13 protein-coding genes and 3 pseudogenes are annotated in these 16,333 nt (G+C 41.4%); 2 read left to right on the forward strand and 14 right to left on the reverse strand.

What is annotated here, in order from left to right; genetic code table 11:
- Window positions 1–21: 21 nt before the first annotated feature.
- Entirely contained in the window at window positions 22–1,827 is a 1,806-nt protein-coding gene (locus NLX71_RS22195) for an assimilatory sulfite reductase (NADPH) flavoprotein subunit (protein ID WP_254365951.1), read from the reverse strand.
- Between the two features lie 203 nt (window positions 1,828–2,030).
- On the opposite strand from NLX71_RS22195, the gene NLX71_RS22200 reads away from it, so the two are divergent.
- Together NLX71_RS22200 and NLX71_RS22205 are read left to right on the forward strand one after the other, a co-directional pair.
- The gene (locus tag NLX71_RS22200; protein ID WP_254365937.1) at window positions 2,031–2,696 is read left to right on the forward strand and encodes a GntR family transcriptional regulator; all 666 of its coding nucleotides are present in this window, start codon (window positions 2,031–2,033) and stop codon (window positions 2,694–2,696) included.
- Between the two features lie 6 nt (window positions 2,697–2,702).
- Entirely contained in the window at window positions 2,703–3,686 is a 984-nt protein-coding gene (locus NLX71_RS22205; RefSeq protein WP_254365938.1) for a DMT family transporter, read from the forward strand.
- A 64-nt stretch (window positions 3,687–3,750) separates the two neighbouring features.
- Here NLX71_RS22205 and NLX71_RS22210 read toward each other — a convergent pair whose 3' ends face one another.
- The 13 genes and pseudogenes from NLX71_RS22210 to NLX71_RS22270 all read right to left on the reverse strand — a co-directional run.
- Complete coding sequence (locus tag NLX71_RS22210) at window positions 3,751–4,191, reverse strand: SRPBCC family protein (RefSeq protein ID WP_254365939.1); 441 nt, start codon at window positions 4,189–4,191, stop codon at window positions 3,751–3,753.
- A complete protein-coding gene (locus NLX71_RS22215) occupies window positions 4,178–4,636 on the reverse strand; it encodes an SRPBCC family protein (RefSeq protein ID WP_254365940.1) in 459 nt (152 codons plus the stop codon). The genes NLX71_RS22210 and NLX71_RS22215 overlap by 14 nt, the downstream gene beginning before the upstream one ends.
- Window positions 4,633–5,140: pseudogene (locus NLX71_RS22220) on the reverse strand (MerR family transcriptional regulator). Before NLX71_RS22220 ends, NLX71_RS22215 begins: the two are co-directional and overlap by 4 nt.
- 903 nt (window positions 5,141–6,043) lie before the next feature.
- Window positions 6,044–6,643 (reverse strand): annotated as a pseudogene (locus tag NLX71_RS22225) (IS1634 family transposase); the annotation flags it as partial.
- A 60-nt stretch (window positions 6,644–6,703) separates the two neighbouring features.
- Complete coding sequence (locus tag NLX71_RS22230) at window positions 6,704–7,798, reverse strand: DegT/DnrJ/EryC1/StrS family aminotransferase (RefSeq protein WP_254365943.1); 1,095 nt, start codon at window positions 7,796–7,798, stop codon at window positions 6,704–6,706.
- Between the two features lie 22 nt (window positions 7,799–7,820).
- Entirely contained in the window at window positions 7,821–8,567 is a 747-nt protein-coding gene (locus NLX71_RS22235; RefSeq protein WP_254365944.1) for a class I SAM-dependent methyltransferase, read from the reverse strand.
- Window positions 8,564–9,502: a glycoside hydrolase family protein gene (locus NLX71_RS22240; protein WP_254365945.1), complete on the reverse strand. Its 939-nt coding sequence runs from the start codon at window positions 9,500–9,502 to the stop codon at window positions 8,564–8,566. Before NLX71_RS22240 ends, NLX71_RS22235 begins: the two co-directional genes overlap by 4 nt.
- The gene (locus tag NLX71_RS22245; RefSeq protein ID WP_254365946.1) at window positions 9,503–10,471 is read right to left on the reverse strand and encodes a glycoside hydrolase family protein; all 969 of its coding nucleotides are present in this window, start codon (window positions 10,469–10,471) and stop codon (window positions 9,503–9,505) included. It abuts the gene before it with no gap.
- A 2-nt stretch (window positions 10,472–10,473) separates the two neighbouring features.
- Entirely contained in the window at window positions 10,474–10,908 is a 435-nt protein-coding gene (locus NLX71_RS22250) for a GNAT family N-acetyltransferase (protein WP_254365947.1), read from the reverse strand.
- Window positions 10,909–10,920: 12 nt separating this feature from the next.
- Complete coding sequence (locus NLX71_RS22255) at window positions 10,921–11,616, reverse strand: WbqC family protein (protein WP_254365948.1); 696 nt, start codon at window positions 11,614–11,616, stop codon at window positions 10,921–10,923.
- Entirely contained in the window at window positions 11,613–13,751 is a 2,139-nt protein-coding gene (locus NLX71_RS22260) for a glycosyltransferase (protein WP_254365949.1), read from the reverse strand. Before NLX71_RS22260 ends, NLX71_RS22255 begins: the two co-directional genes overlap by 4 nt.
- Before the next feature lie 614 nt (window positions 13,752–14,365).
- The gene (locus NLX71_RS22265; protein ID WP_254365950.1) at window positions 14,366–15,844 is read right to left on the reverse strand and encodes a protein arginine N-methyltransferase; all 1,479 of its coding nucleotides are present in this window, start codon (window positions 15,842–15,844) and stop codon (window positions 14,366–14,368) included.
- 231 nt (window positions 15,845–16,075) lie between these two features.
- Window positions 16,076–16,333: pseudogene (locus NLX71_RS22270) on the reverse strand (hypothetical protein); the annotation flags it as partial.

Below are 16,333 nucleotides of genomic sequence, written 5' to 3' on the forward strand. Positions count from 1 at the left end.
CGTTATCTTTGGAGCCTGAACTCAGTAGACATCTCGCTGATAACGTTTATCCTGTTGCAATCGTGCCAAATACTCTGCAGCGGCCTCTGAGCTAAGTCCGCCCTCCCGCTCAATAATGGAAGCGAGAGCGGCATGAACGTCATGCGCCATGTGCTTTTCGTCTCCGCACACGTAGACGCTGGCCCCTTCCTGCAGCCACTGATACAATTCCTTGCCATGTTCAAGAATGCGGTGCTGCACATAAACCTTCTCATCCGTATCGCGGGAGAACGCGACATCCATACGGGTCAGCACGCCGTCTTTCAGCCAACGCTGCCACTCGACCTGGTAAAGGAAATCCGTGGAGAAATGGCGGTCGCCGAAAAACAGCCACGTCTTGCCCTGCGCCCCGGTTTCCTCTCGTTCGCCCAAGAAGGCCCGGAACGGAGCAGCGCCTGTGCCGGGTCCGATCATGATGACCGGCGTATCCGGATTTTGCGGAAGCTTGAAGTTCGGATTGTGCTGGATAAATACCGGCAGCGAATCGCCCAGTTCCAAATGCTCGGCGATATAAGTCGAGCAAACCCCGTATCGCTCTCGTCCATGTGCTTCGTAGTGTACCTTTCGGACCGTGAGATGCACCTCGTCCGGGTACGCCTTCGGACTGCTGGATATGGAATAAAGACGCGGCGGCAGCTTGCGAAGAATCGATACGAATGATTTGCCCGATACTCCCTTTAGCTGGTAATCCTGCACCAAATCCAACACATCCCGGTTTTTGATATACGTTCGAAGCTCCTGCTCACGTCCCGGCGCAAGCAGCTCCTGCAGGCCGCTATCCGGGAAGAGATTGGCCGCTTGCTCCAACAGCGGCTTGGTCAGAACCGTAATTTCATAGTGGCTGGTCAACGCTTCAAGCAGCGGGCGTTCGTTGCCGTTTTTATCGACCGGAACGAGCTCCTCCCGGTTCCAATCCAGCGCCTGAATCAGTTCATCGACAAGTCTGGGATGATTGTTCGGATACACGCCCAAGCTGTCGCCCGGCTCATACTGGAGATTGGACCCTTCCAGCGAAATCTCCAGGTGACGGGTTTCCCGGTCCGATCCGCGGCCGTTCAGATTCAAATTTTCAAGCACTGCGGCTTGAAACGGGCTAGACCTTGAATATTCCGTCTGCTGCGTCTCGCTGCGGACGGTTGCACCGCTGCCACTTGCCAAGGACGAGGCCGCCGGGGCCTCGTTCAGAGAGGCCACGACACGATCTATCCATTCCGCCGCGGAATCCTCAAAATCCACATCGCAGTCGACGCGTGCGGTAAGCCTTTTGCCTCCGAGCTCCTCAAGACGCTTGTCGAAGTCCTTGCCCGTCTGGCAGAAAAATTCATACGAAGTATCCCCCAAACCCAGTACGGAAAACCGCAAGCCTTCCAATTGCGGCGCTCTCTTGCTGTGCAGAAATTCATAGAAAGACAGCGCGTTATCCGGCGGTTCGCCTTCCCCGTGCGTACTCACCAGAATGAGCAGATTTTCAACCTTCTTAAGCGTATTTGGCTTGAAGTCGCTCATGGAGGAAAGTGTTGGCTGGAGGCCCTGCTCCTTCAGCTTTTCGCTCAGCTTCTTGGCCAGCTTCTGGCTGTTGCCGGTCTGGGACCCGAACAGCACCGTAACCTCCTTCGAGAGGACCGGTTGGTTCACGGCCGGAGCAGCCGCCGAAGCTTCGGTTTTGTGCAGAGCCGTCAAATAACCGCTCAGCCAAATCTTCTGCACCTCCGTCAGCGTAGGCAGCAAGCGATTGAGAAGCTCCACCTGCTCTTGGTCAAAAGGACTGTTCATCACCTGTAATATCAACAATATGCACCTCGCATAGGATGAAAATAATTCCTAGTATTCTTATATAATTAATTTATTCATACCTTCAAGCTATCACAGCCGGGTAAACGGATCAATTAAAAGGATTTTATAGCTTTTATTAGTTTTGCTGATAAATCGCCGACCTTACCGGATCACAAATAATTATTGCCCAAAAATTCAATATCCGATATATTGGTTTTATGAAAAAAGATCAGATTAAACCCATTCAACGACTGTCGTTAAGAGATGAAGTGTATCAAACTTTGAAAAAGTGGATTATCACCTTGGAATTGCATCCAGAGGAACGCTTGAGCGACAAAGAACTGGCGGAAAAATTCGGCATTAGCCGCACGCCTGTTAGGGAAGCGCTCAAAAGGCTCGAAGATGAAGGCCTGGTCGCATCCCTCCCGGGATCGTCCACTTACGTAGCACCATTAAATGTAACGGAGGCGAAGCACGCGTTTACGGTAGTCGCCGTCTTGCACGCTTTAGCGGCAAGGCTCGCATGTCCTGTTTTAACGGAAACGGATCTTCAAACGTTGGAAGCGAGCAATAACGCTTTACAGCTTGCGATTGAACAAGGCGATGTGATTCAGGCCATCGAGGCGGATACGCATTTTCACAAGGTGTTCTTGGACGTGGCGGGGAATCCTGAGATCGTGCTGGCGTTAGAGCGCAGCATCCCCAAAATTCGACGATTGGAGATTTCCCAATTTAATACCTTGAAAGGGTTACATTCCGTGGAGCAGCACAATCACATGATTGCCGCTTGCCGAAATGGGGAGCATGAGAAGGTTGTCCGGCTTGTCGAAGAAAACTGGCTAAGTCTCGGCGAACTGCTAACCCAATCCCCGGAGCCGAGGTGAGTTTAGTTGAAGCCCATTTGGATCGGGGTATGTTCGGCCTTCTTTTTTGCTTCTACTTTTGTTCTCAATGCCTCAATGGAGCTGTCCGGCGGAAGTTGGATTTGGAGCGCTTCGCTGCGGTACCTCTTCATGGTTCCACTGCTCTTGGGCGTGGTACTGGCTAGAAAAAACCTGCGTCCGCTGTTAACGGAAATGAGGAAACAACCTGGAACGTGGTTATTGTGGGGTACTGTGGGATTCGGGTTATTCTATGCTCCCTTATGCTTTGCAGCCGCTTATTCCCCCGGTTGGCTAATCGCCGGCACATGGCAAATGACGATTATCTCGGGCACTTTGCTTGCGCCGTTATTTTGGGAGACGGTACACACCGACAAGGGCCCCCTGCGAACCAGAGGGAAAATTCCCGTTAAAGGTCTGATCATGTCGCTCCTCATCCTGCTAGGGATCATTCTCATGCAGATGGAACATGCCAAGCGCCTTTCCTTGGAAAGCCTGCTGCTCGGAGTGATCCCTGTGCTAATCGCGTCGTTTGCCTATCCTTTGGGTAATCGGAAAATGATGGAGCTCTGCGAAGGGCGCTTGGATACTTTTCAGAGGGTGTTGGGCATGACGATTGCAAGTCTGCCTTTCTGGCTAGTCCTTTCCTTGTATGGCTTGTCTACTGTAGGATTGCCGAGTAAGGAGCAGAGCTTTCAAGCTTTGCTGGTTGCCCTGTTTTCCGGCGTCGTGGCCACAGTCCTCTTCTTCAAAGCAACGGATATGGTGCGGGGAAATATGCGGAAGCTAGCTTCGGTTGAAGCCACGCAGTCGATGGAGGTTCTTTTCGCCTTAGCTGGGGAGCTGTTGTTTTTGTCGATCCCCCTGCCCTCGCCTTTATCTTGGTGCGGGATGATTGTCGTTGTTCTTGGCATGATTCTGCATAGTTACGTGGCGAATAAGCAAGAGGAGAGGCAGTTGAAACCGTCAGCCGCGCTGAGTGATAGAGTATAAAAATATCGCCGTCCAACGCCGACAGAGCGAGTGAACGGCGATATTTTTAATTCATCCCGCATGGCTAGGAGGTCATTTCTTCCAGCACCCTGCCTAACCGGTCGAGGTTCTGTTCATTAGCTTCAGTACAGAATGCCTTGACTCGTTCGAATTCCTCGGTTAGCTTGAAAAGCTGACGGAAAATAACTTTGGTGCGGCCTTCCAGGTTCTCGAAAGTAGCCGTTACCCGAAATTCGTGACCGGATAGATGATCAAGCACGATCCGCTCAAGCGGTACGATCTCAACAAAGACGTTATGGTTCGGGTAATCCGTGCCGTCCGGTCCATGCATGATGAATCGCCACGTGCCGCCTGGCCTTATATCGCACTCATGAAATGTATTCGTGAAGCCATGCGGCCCCCACCAACGAGCGAGCAAATCGGGGGTTGTCCAAGCCCGAAATACAAGCTCCTGCGGTACATCGAAGTCGCGTGTGGAAACAATTTCATTTTTACCCATGGTCATGACCATTCCCCTCTTCAAAGACCTTGCCGAGCGCGTCCAGCATGAGAGTGGTGCCGTGCTCCCGTATTTCCGGTGTATCGTGTCCGTCAAAGTATGCCCCTTGCTCCGTAAAAATGAGTTTCGTGCCGCCCTCCAGCTTGATCAGCTCGACCGTTGTATTCGAGACGGAGACGCGTGTGCTGCCGGAATCCAGGGTGTACGTATAGACAATGCGCTGCTCCGGAACAATTTCCTGGTAACTGGCGTCGAACGTAAAGACCGGCCCTTCCGGCGGCCCGCCGCTGCTGTACTCGCGCCCGCCAACCCGAAAGTCGAAGATCTCCGGCTTCGAAAACCACTTGGCTTTGGCAACCGGGTCGGCCCAGGCTTGGTAAACCCGCTCCGGCGAGGCGGCATAAGTCCGCTCGACAACGAAGGTCGCATGCTTGACAAATCGTTCATTCATTGATTTTCCTCCTTAGGTTTCGGTATTCCTCTTCTCCTCGGCAAGAAAGTCCCCCAACAGATCCAGGTTTCGCTCCCAAATCGTTTGCCGCTCAATGACCAGCTTCTCAAATGACATTTTCATCGCTTGCAGAAGGCTCGTGAAATCTTCCACCGTTACTTGCGCCTTGCCCTGCATAAGCTTGGATACATGTTCGAGCTGCTCCAATAATTTCTGCTGCAGCTTGATCTGCTCTTTGATTCGGTTGATCTGCAAGTTGACGATCTCAAGCGGACTGATTTGCCCGCCGGTTAAAACCGATTTAATCTCCTCAAGAGATAGCCCCAGCTCCTTAAGCGATAAAATCTGGTGCAAACGCGACAGGTCCGATTCATTGTACAACCTGTGGCCGGATTCCGTATGTTCCGACGGATAGAACAGCCCAATTTGATCATAAAAACGCAAGGTTCGTACGGTAAGCCCCGTCAGATGGGCGAGGTCTCCGATCTTCCAATATGTCTTCATCATCATCTCCACTCTTTGGCGCTAGCTTTATACCGGTAGCTTCATTATAAAACCTTACGTTACGTAAGGTGCAAGCATAATTGTTCCGTTCTATCGTGGAATTTTTTTGTAGTTCATCGACGAAAAATGCGAAAGTAGCCTGCCGCGGCGCGGCCTTACTAAAGGTCGGTCGCATGTCCTTGCAAAATGGTTTGTTCGTTATTTAGAAAATGTTCAGAACAACATGGTACGCTTATACAAAATTAGAAAGGACAGTGAGCTTACACGTGAAGACTTACTTCGAAGAGATGCGCAAACTTAGCCACGACGACGAAATGAGATACAAGCTTCTGATCCAGGGAGTCAAGCGGGTATTGGAAGATCGCAAGCGGGGACGTAATAAACTCATGGAAGTTTTTAAAAGGACATGCAGGCCGCGAAATGGTCATTAGCAGAACCAAAATGAATGCGGCGAAACCATGCAAGATTGAAGTTACAGTTCAGCAGCTTGAGGCGGAGGGGGCGGGCCTGATAGGCTGGATGCCGGAGCGAACAAGGCCATTTAGGCCACTTCGCCCATCGCAGAAACATCGGGCCCGCCAGAGGCTCCGGGTCAAGCCGCGGCACCATCATCAGGCATACACTTATCGCGCTCGCTCCCATAAAATTTCCGGGCCTCTATCGCAAAAGCCTGTACCCTGTTCGTTCGATAGGTCTGGTACCGCGCAATAAAGAATACAGTCTGTTCTCTCAACTAAAATAGTCATGTGACTTTCCATAGGCATATGACGAATCCCCGTTTTTGAAGGATTCATTCCCCTTTCTGATATGATCGATCATCTATTATGTTATGAAATCGTTTCGCACCCTTTCGACAAGAGCCATTCTATAACGGCAAACGCCTGTTGTGCATCCTTTTCATAGCCGCAGCTTCCGGATGAACGTGAAGTTCCACGTTTTGTCCGAGGTGTTCCCGTTCTCCACATTCGCGAGTATGGGGATGCGCTCCGGCGAAACAGCTAGCCCAAGCATAATCTGCTTGAGGTCAGGCCGATAGTCTTTGCTATGTCCACGTACGATCTGAAGATCGGCCTCCCCTTCGTAAGCACCGTGCAAACTTACCGATGTCGTGTCGTTATGCAGTGTACCGATCGGCAGGCCAAGCTTGCGCATGGCACGAATGGCGAGCGTGGAGTATACCTTCCACGGCGTGGCCTCATGCAGCTTGTCGAGTGCGCGAGCGAGCGCGTCATCATTCAAATCATCAGCGGTTACACCGTCACCGAACAACAGCTCAACGTCTTGATCACGGTAAAATCGCTTAACATGGCAGAGGGGATCTTTGCCGCTAAGTACATTGATGACAAGGGCTTTGATTCGCGCACCGGGCGACAGCTTGCAGCGGCTCGCATCCCATGGAAGCAGCTCATTCAAAGTCTGCTCAAACTCGATTTCACGACAAAGTCGATCCACCAACACGGCGGGGCCGGAAGTATACGAATACGTTTTAAGCGGAGTATTCACGTGATCGCCTCCAGAGAAAAAACTATACTTTTACATTCTCTGGAAGATGGTAGATGTGTTTTATTCCCCCAATATTATACTGCATATCCTATCAACGTCTTGCTGCGTCAACTCTGGATATAGGGGTAACGTAAGAACCCTCTCAGCAATATATTTTGCCACGGGTGTTTCGTTTGAATTGAATCTTCCATTATAGCATTCAAAGGTATTTGTTAGTGGGTAAAAATATTTTCGTGCTATTATGTTTTCTTTGGCGAGAGCAGCGTGTATCTGGTCACGGGTTTTCCCTAATTCTTTCTCGTTGAACACAACAGGGAAATAGGAATAATTTGAAGATACTCCCTTCTGCGATTGCAACAGTGTCAATCCCTTAACCCCAGATAATCGCTCTCTATAAAGCTCTACAACCCATTTTCTGCTTGCAATATTTTCATTTATACGGCGAATATTACAAATTCCCATCGCAGCAGAGAATTCATTCATCTTACCGTTACCACCTGCAAAGACCACACTTTCAGGAGATACGATTCCAAAATTTTTAATTTGGTAAAGTTGAGCTTTATAATTTTCATTTGCAAAAGTCAAAGCTCCACCCTCAATTGAGTTAAAGACCTTTGTTGCATGGAAACTAAACATAGATATATCACCAAAGTTCCCTATACCTTGACCATTTACAGTAACACCGAATGCATGAGCTGCGTCATAAATAACTTTTAAATTATATTTTTTCGAAATTCTGTCAATTTCTTTCACATTGCAAACATTTCCGTACACATGGACTGGCATAATAGCAGATGTTTTATCAGTGATTAAAGATTCAATCCTATCGACATCTATTGTATAATCATCGTCTGAAATATCACAAAAAACAGGAGTCAGACCTTTCCTGGTAATCGCATGAGTTGTTGAAGCAAATGTAAAAGGGGTAGTAATAACTTCCCCTGTTAAATTGAGAACCTCTATCGCCATTTCAAGTGCCACATGACCATTATTAAACAGTGAGATAATTGGGACTTCCAAATAAGCTTCAAGTTCCTTTTCAAGCTTATCATGTTTCTCTCCCATGTTGGTAAGCCACTTAGTTTCCCATATAGACCTTATCTCATCTATATATTCCTCAAATGGAGGTAATGAGGACTTAGTCACATTGATCATTAGAACACCTCAATTAGTCAATTTACATGCGGCCTTTTTCACACACAAAAAATATGCTTGCACATAAATCGGGATACTGCTGTCCTAGTTCATAACAACCATCTAAATATTCTTTTGAAATAATGTCTGTGTTAAGCAACTGATCCCATTGAAAGTTAGCAAGTGCTTTGAAAAATATTCCTGAACGGTGAATAATTTTAAGTCCTGACCGTCTTATATCTCTTTCTAATGTATCCAACGAGTACGTTATTCTATGTCCATGAGTTGCCTCAGCATCAGTTACGGCACTGTTGTGGCTAATAAGTCCCATTTTGACAGCTATCTGTCTTGATGGAGCATTCGCGTTAGGACAAACTATAAAAAAGCGTCCTTCGTCTGACAACCACTCCGTATTCACTTTTTTGAGTAGTGAAACAGGATCATCAATATGCTCAAGCACATGAGTTAAAACGATATTGTCGTATTTTGTAGGTAGTATTGCCACTTCAAATAATGAATTAATATAACTAACCTTTTCTCCTAATTGTTTTTGTGCCACATTAATAGCTTCATCAGATGCTTCTAAACAAGTAATATCATCAAAGTAAGACAATAATCTTTTAGTAAAGTCACCCTTAAAGCTACCCATTTCAAGACAATTACCTTGCCTGAAAAATGGTTCGAATGATCTTAGCATAAATGGATGCATGACATCAATATCAAAATTGTAAGCATATTTCCGCTCAGGAGTATTTTCTAATTCTTTATTGTAATCTCGTTGTTTAGTCATATTTCCCCCTCTAATCTCGCTAATCCAAAACCATGTCTACCAAACTCATTGCCGTTGTATAGCAAGTAAACATCATCGTTAAAACTGAATACATGAGGATAGCACATCATATCAGAATCCCAGCTGTTTTCGGTAACATTTATTCCTGCTTGTTCATCATCTCTTACCCAATTAACTAGGTCATTCGAGCAAGCATACCCTATTCTGTAAGCTCTGCTACTATTTTTCCGAAAATCTGACGATTGTCTATAGCAAAAAAACATATGATATTTATTTTTGAAATATATTACTGTAGGAAGAGCTTGACTTTCATCATGAAAACTGTCGCTAATAATTTGTCTGTTATCTTTAACCCAGTCAACTCCATCTTTAGAGACTGCATGACCTATTTTATAGACACGATCCGGTTGAGTGTTACTACCAAAAAATTTCCAACTTACACCATATATATACCACATATGAAATACATTATTAATAATTTTCACAAAGGGATCGCCTACTAGAAATGGCTCATGTATAGAAGAAGTTAATACAGGACCATCACCTAATTTTTGAAATGTTAGCCCATTGTCATTTGAAACTGCTAAGCCGATACTCGTATCTACTGAAACGGATGATTTTCTATTCCAACCCGAAGTATAGGCATATATGTCGTTATCATATCTCACAACATTCATTGGAAAAACACCATGCTCGTCAAATGAACCTAATCTACCTAAAGAAATTACTGTATTTTGGGATATATTAATGACCTTTTTAAAGCTCTTATCAAAATCTACGAATGCTATATGACTCAGATATTTATCTTTGTCTTTTTTTCTAGTTGAGAAATATACTCGAACAAAGTCATCAAATACTAATGTCTGCGGTGATTGCGCGAATATTAAACCATAATCCGCAGGGTCAAAAATTTTCCCAACTTTTTTCCATTTCATTTAAGTTAAATCCCCCTGCAACTCAGCTAATCCGAACCCAAATTTGCCAACTTCATTACCAAGATAAAACATGTATATTTTGCCATCAAGTTCGAACACATTTGGGTAGGCAACCATTTCTGAGTCCCAACCATTATTAGAAACATCGATTCCTACTTTGTCATCATCTCTAGTCCAATTTATTAAATCATCGGAATACGCATAGCCGATACGATAGCTATTTGTTTTATTTCTTCTAAAATCAACTGCCTGCCTATAACAAAAGAACATATGGTATTTATTATTACGAAAAATAATATCTGGACAGGCTTGAGCTTCATCTTCCCCTAGTTTATCTGAAATAATATCCTTGTTAATTTTCCTCCAATTCGTGCCATCTTGTGATGTTGCCATTCTTATTTTGTAAATAATTTCTTTTTTACCATTATCCACAAACCATTTACGACCAGCTATATAAGATAAGTAATAAATGTTATGGAATTTCCTTATTTTCGGAGAAGCAATAACAAAAGGCTCATCTAGTGAATAGGATAATATAGGACCTTCACCAACTCTTTCGAACGTATGGCCACCGTCTGTACTTTTTGCAAAACCAATTGCAACATTGAATGGTACAGACTCGCACCTTGTCCAACCTCCATAGTAAGCTAATATCTCATTTCCTTCTCTTATCGCTGAGACTGGATATATACCAAACTCGTCAAAAGTTCCGATATTGCCCAAAGTCAAGCAGGGATTTGTAGCGATGTTGATAACTTCTAACAAGTTTTCTCTATTTAAATCCACAAAAGAACTGTAGCTCACATACTGTTCGTTCTTATCAGGTAATGGTCTGCAGCTGAAATACACTCGAACAAACTTTTCGAACACTATTACATTAGGTGCCTGTGCGAATTGATTCATCCATAATGGTCTATTTTCAATTGTTGAAGGATCAAAAACTACTCCTTTTTTAATCCATTTATACATTTTCATGTTAGCTCCTTCATCATATACTGAGAGTCTAATGATGCTTGACCAATTATCGTAAATTTATGTTTTTCATAATGGGATATTGCCTTGGAATTTGAATTATCAACCTCTAGCTTCATTTTTGTCATACCATATTCCTTAGAGAGATCGCAGCTAAATTGTAATAATAAACTTCCTATTCCTTTGTTTTGATGTAGTACTGATACTGCGATTTGACTAAGATATGCCACCTTTGTCGATGAATCGTTTGCATAAAATACAACTACTCCAGTAATTTCCCCATTATCTTGTGTTACATAGACAAAAGCATGTTCTGCAAGTTTTATTGCATAGGAACCTAGATTTCCCACCCGGCTATCAATTGAAAGTGGAAAACAATCATTAAATCGCTTCAATACCTCAAAAATTTCAGTTGCAGAAGAAATCCTAATCATATCAAGATCCACCTAAATGACGTCATGATTCTTCAACATCTCTTTAACTATGTTGAAGTCATTAAACATCATAATATCAATTATAGAAAGCCACGGTACGAACCCATTGTTAAACTGCTTATATTCTATTTGTTTTGACTTGATAAAGCGCAACTCAATTCCATTGTCCGCAAAAACCTCTTTTGAATACAAGTCTACTCCCCCGATTGCGTTGATGTAGATGTTTGCATTTAACTCTTTACAAATTGCCATAACCTTATCCTGTCCCCTAAGGGAATGGTCGATATTAACAGAAGATGAAACAATCATTTTCGTATGAATATCCAATTCGTCAACCATTTTTTTAATTGAATAATAGATATACTTAAACAAATTAGTCTCCTCATGCAATATGCAATCCTCAAAGATATGAAATAATTGCAGAAAATTCGGAGCCTTTTTATATGCAGCATTGAGCTGGTTAAGTAGCCTTTCTTTGTTAAATTCTAAAGCAACTGTACGATCAATTACGCTTAAATAGTCAGAACTCTTTTGGAGGGGGATCGTAAAATATGCACCTTTTCCGTTTTGTAAGAAACGATTTCGATTGATCCATCCTTTTTTCGTATATTGTATATTGTCATAAACGACAAACACGTCTACTGAATCTATTAACTGAAAATATCCGATATACGGAAAAAAATATGGTTGCATAATTGCTACTTTCATTTTTGCTCCTCTAGCCAGGCTTTAACAATGAATAATAATGCATCAGAGCTATAAAGTATATCGTTGGCACTGTTAATTTCCATATTAATACTGGAAGCCATTTTTTTGACGGCATCAAGAGCTAGTTGGCTATTCCCCGACGGTATAACAATTTTATTAATATGGGTATATCCTTCATCCGAAAGCTTTTTCTCAATAGCTACGTGAGATGCAAACCTCTTAAATACATGATCACCCATAAAATTTTGATTAATTGAAAGCAAGCTAACAATAGTATTTGCACTATATGGGTTGCTTATCAAGAAACGAATTTCACCATTGTCAGATAATAATTTTTTTATATCCTTAAGAAGCAATTCCCCATCTGCATATTCTTCAAAGGGTTTACAAAATAATATATATTCAAATGTCTTCCCATAAAATATTTCTAGTAGATCCGCAGTAGTATCAGCTGAAATAAAATGATCAAATATTTTATTGGAGATATCCCTAAAATCTTTATCAGTCGAGAAATTATATAATGTGACATTAGGATGACCATTTTCTTTATATTCGTTTCGTATTTTGTATGGTATCATTCCAAAGCCCGGGTCAATACATAAAACATTTATAGATTCGTTTTTCTTATGCTCGATATTCGATAATAAGTAACTGACGTTGTTTTGTAAATCATGCCAACCATCGATTTTGTTTTTTTGTTTGAATATTCCCCTACTTATTTGAAGTGAATTGCTTTCCCGCTGTGCTTCACTTAATGACACACTTCCAAAATGGTGACAAAATGTGTCTTTCGCAAGTACAAGCTTATACCCATTTAAACGGAGTTGTAATGATATATCATCGTCACAGAACTCGCCGTATTGAAATATTCGGTCATGACAAATCCCCTTACCGTAGACGCTCATTGGGACAACGTGCACAAACGGGCAAATCCTTTCTCTCTCCAACCATTTGTTAGAATCAAATTTATTATATTTTTTCGCAAAATCTTGCATTTCTTCTATCGTATCATATTGTACAGAAATAGCTTGATTGTTAGATATGATATTTGTGGTTGGTACAACCATCCCTATTTGGCTATCTGACTTTAAACAAATTAAAAGATTTTTAAGCCAATTCTCCGTTACGATAACATCGTTTGAAACAGAAGCAAGAACCTGTCCTTGCGCTGCTCGCACACCTATAAAATAAGCAAGCATCGCACCCGTATTCTTGTGGAAATTAATAACCTTCTTGTTTGCATGCGGAATATTTTCAAAATACTCTTTTGTACCATCACTGGAACCGTCGTTAACTAATATCAGCTCATAATCAATTTCATTTGTATATTTTAATATCGATTCAACACAAAGCTTAGTGTATTCAAGTTTATTGTACGCAGGTACTAATATTGAAACTGCAAATTTATATTCCCCGGTTTTTAGAGATTGTTTTGCATATTGATTTGCATTTGCTAAAGCAAATTCGTTTTTATAGTAATATTCCATCTTGTCAGTATGGGGATAGATTAATCCAAAAAAGTAGATCTCTTCTCGCAACTCCTTTAACAACGGATGTAGCGTAAACTCTACTAATAGTGTTAATTTTTTGCCGTAATTTTGATTGTAATCTTGAAAACAGTCTTCTAAGACTAACAAAATATTTTCGAATACATTTGACATAAAACGTGAGGATACAATTCTCTTTAACCTAGTGACCTCTCCACTACATAATGTCATAACGTTTTGTATGTCCTTAAGAATAATCATACATGTACTTAAATCGTCTTCATTAAGACTTTTAATACAAGATTCGACCTTTGAAGTCATGGTTCCCAAAATATCAACTATCCTAATAACAAAATTCTCATCATTTAGAGCAGATAAATCTTCGTTTGTGCTATCTATAAGCTGATTTCTGATATATATAAGATTTTCTCCGGCTCCTTGATGATCAGAGTCTAACTCAACAGCCCTAGAGAAACAAGATATAGCTGAAGCTATCTCATCCACTTTAAAACAAAGCACACCTTTTAAATTCCAAAAATCAGCATTATTTTCATATTCCATTTCGTTAGATAAAATGAGAGATAAAGCGTTTTCTAAGTCGTTATTTTCAATATACTCTTCGATTTTAATTAAAATATTATTGTTCATATACTATCTCCCACTCAAAGTTTCGAAAGTACTTGTATGTATCCTTCACTCCTACTCTATAATATTATCGGCTTTACCTGAGAAATAGTTAATCGGATATGAAAACTATCGGATGTGAAAATACTGGTATTTTTAAAAAGCTGTGCACGTACTTCATAAGTCATAAGTGATAGGCTGATCCAAAATACTACGAGATTCTATCAAGAAGCTATCGAAGTGTCGCAGGAGCAAAATAAAAAGAAACGCCTTTTCTTTCACTACTGTGAAAGGAATGGCGTCATCTCTTTTCTATATGTATGAAGTATAAAATCAACCTTACTTAAGCATGCAAAATTCGTTTCCAAAACAAGCGGTTTAAAGTCAAACTTACAGTACAATCCACCTGCATCTTCGGTCACAAGTACGAATCTACGTAGTCCTTGTAACTGTGGATGATCAATAGATTGCATTAGCCCTACCACTCTTGCAAATCCAATCTGGTTTCCCCTAGCTAGATATTCCTTCGCAGTTGTGCTCGTAGTATCGCTAGTGGCAAAGAATCTGAAAGTTTAGCTTTCGGACTGATCAGAGACTAATAAAAACGCTCACAAAAGGAAAAATATACCATTTTCTTCCTATTTTACTGTAGCTATTGGCTTTGCAAAAAGTATAGTTTCCTCATCGAAGATCGTATAATGATTAAGGTAATACTCATATCTTGAATCTAATTCTGAGATATATTTGACTATATCACTAAAATCACTAATTTTATGATAAAGGGATATGGCTAAGGTCGGCCTGAACTTCTTTATCGTTTGATTAGCACCTATTAAAGCCGACAGTTCAGCACCCTCTATATCCATTTTGATAAAATCTACTTTTTCAATTTTATAAAGTTCAACAAGATCGTCAATTGACAGGGTTTCACTCTTACCTGTTGTTTGGGGGGTCAAGTTATTTGTCACCCTACTACCCGGCCCAAGGTCTTGATAGTAGACAGTTTCCCCAGAAGAACTCCAAACTGGTTTTTTTACAACTTTTATTATTTCTTTCACAGATGGGTTTAAATTAATGTTTCTATCCATAATTTCCAAATTACTAGGAATAAATTCGTAAGAATAAACCGCCCCTTTGTTACCTACCTCATGCGCAAAATATAGGGCCGTGTCCCCCCAACATCCGCCTGCATCAATAACTGTATCCCCTTCTTTAACTTTAATGTTTTGTTCTAGCTTATTATATTCATACTGTTTCTCTATAAACGTATTACTTACTCCAATTGAATTAAAATATAGCCGTAAATCATACCCAATCTCTGAGAGATCAAAATAATCTAATTCCAAATTCAAGAAAGTCGTTTTTATCGTATCCTTTGAGTTAATTAATGTGTGTGCTTTTTCTCTATTACCCCAATATTCTTTCTGATTTGTAGGGAGCATTACTTTTTGATTTCCAAGAATCCGATAAGCTATTAATTTGATAAGAAGATTGCGTGAATATTCATCACGAAGATGATTGAATAAATTAGCAATTCCATCAAAGTTAATTAAAATTTTTTCTTTATTAAAAGCTGTATTAACATAATTCTGATCGACTATTGGCAAACCTCTTATTTCATAAGCAATGATGTCTATGTTAAAATGATAGTTATTCATTAGCGATGAAAACAACTCATTCAAAAGAATATCTATGAAATCATTGGAAGGTTCCGGCGTGATTTCATTATTTTTTTGAATCTGTCGTGCTTTATTTAGTAACATACCTTTAATCGTTTCAGCAAGTGTGTTGTCTTTTACAAATTGCAAAGATCTTGTGTAATATAATTTGGATTCTTCAAACCGCCCCAGGTGATCATACACTATTGCTAAATTATATAAAATATCAAAATATGTAATATCTGCGATCAGACCTCTTTTTAATACTGCTTCTGCAGATTCAAAATCTAATAATTTTACATAAGCGACGCCTTCAATAGAATATATTTCTGGGTCGTTAATAATTACTTGTTTATAGGCTTTTATAATATCTAGCGCCTCATCTAATTTATCAATTTCAACTAATTGTTCAATCTTAGTTTTTATATCGCGAGCTTGTTGGTTAAGTTCAGTAGACATAGTAGCTCCTTTAATATATATTTGACTTTTATTATAGCATGATGATAATGCAAAATACATGGATTGAGCGTTTACTCTCCGTTTATGTCATTTGGGCATAACTCAAATCTAGCACGCCATCAAATATTTTTGCCGCTACTATGGTACGGTTCACCGTGCATAATCCTCAAAATGTGCAGTAAACCTTTCATTTCAGCAGTAGTGAAATTGTGCAAAATTCCCGCAAACTCCTCATTCCCTCTTACCCTGCTTCCGATAAGCAGTAAATTCAATATACTCACGGATAAACGCCTTTTCATCCTCCGAGAGCTCATGAACAGCACCGACCGATTGGATCTTTTCCCCCAACGAGTCACCCTCTTTTGCGGGTCGGTCTTTACCAGTAACTAACCAATCCAAACTGACTTTAAAAGTGAGCGTCAAATACTCCCCACCTTTCAAGAACCTCAAGCTCATGAGAAAATGAAGGCATCTTGAACGGGAGGTTGC

It is taken from the genome of Paenibacillus sp. MZ04-78.2 (genome assembly GCF_024213375.1).
Lineage (GTDB): Bacteria > Bacillota > Bacilli > Paenibacillales > NBRC-103111 > Paenibacillus_G.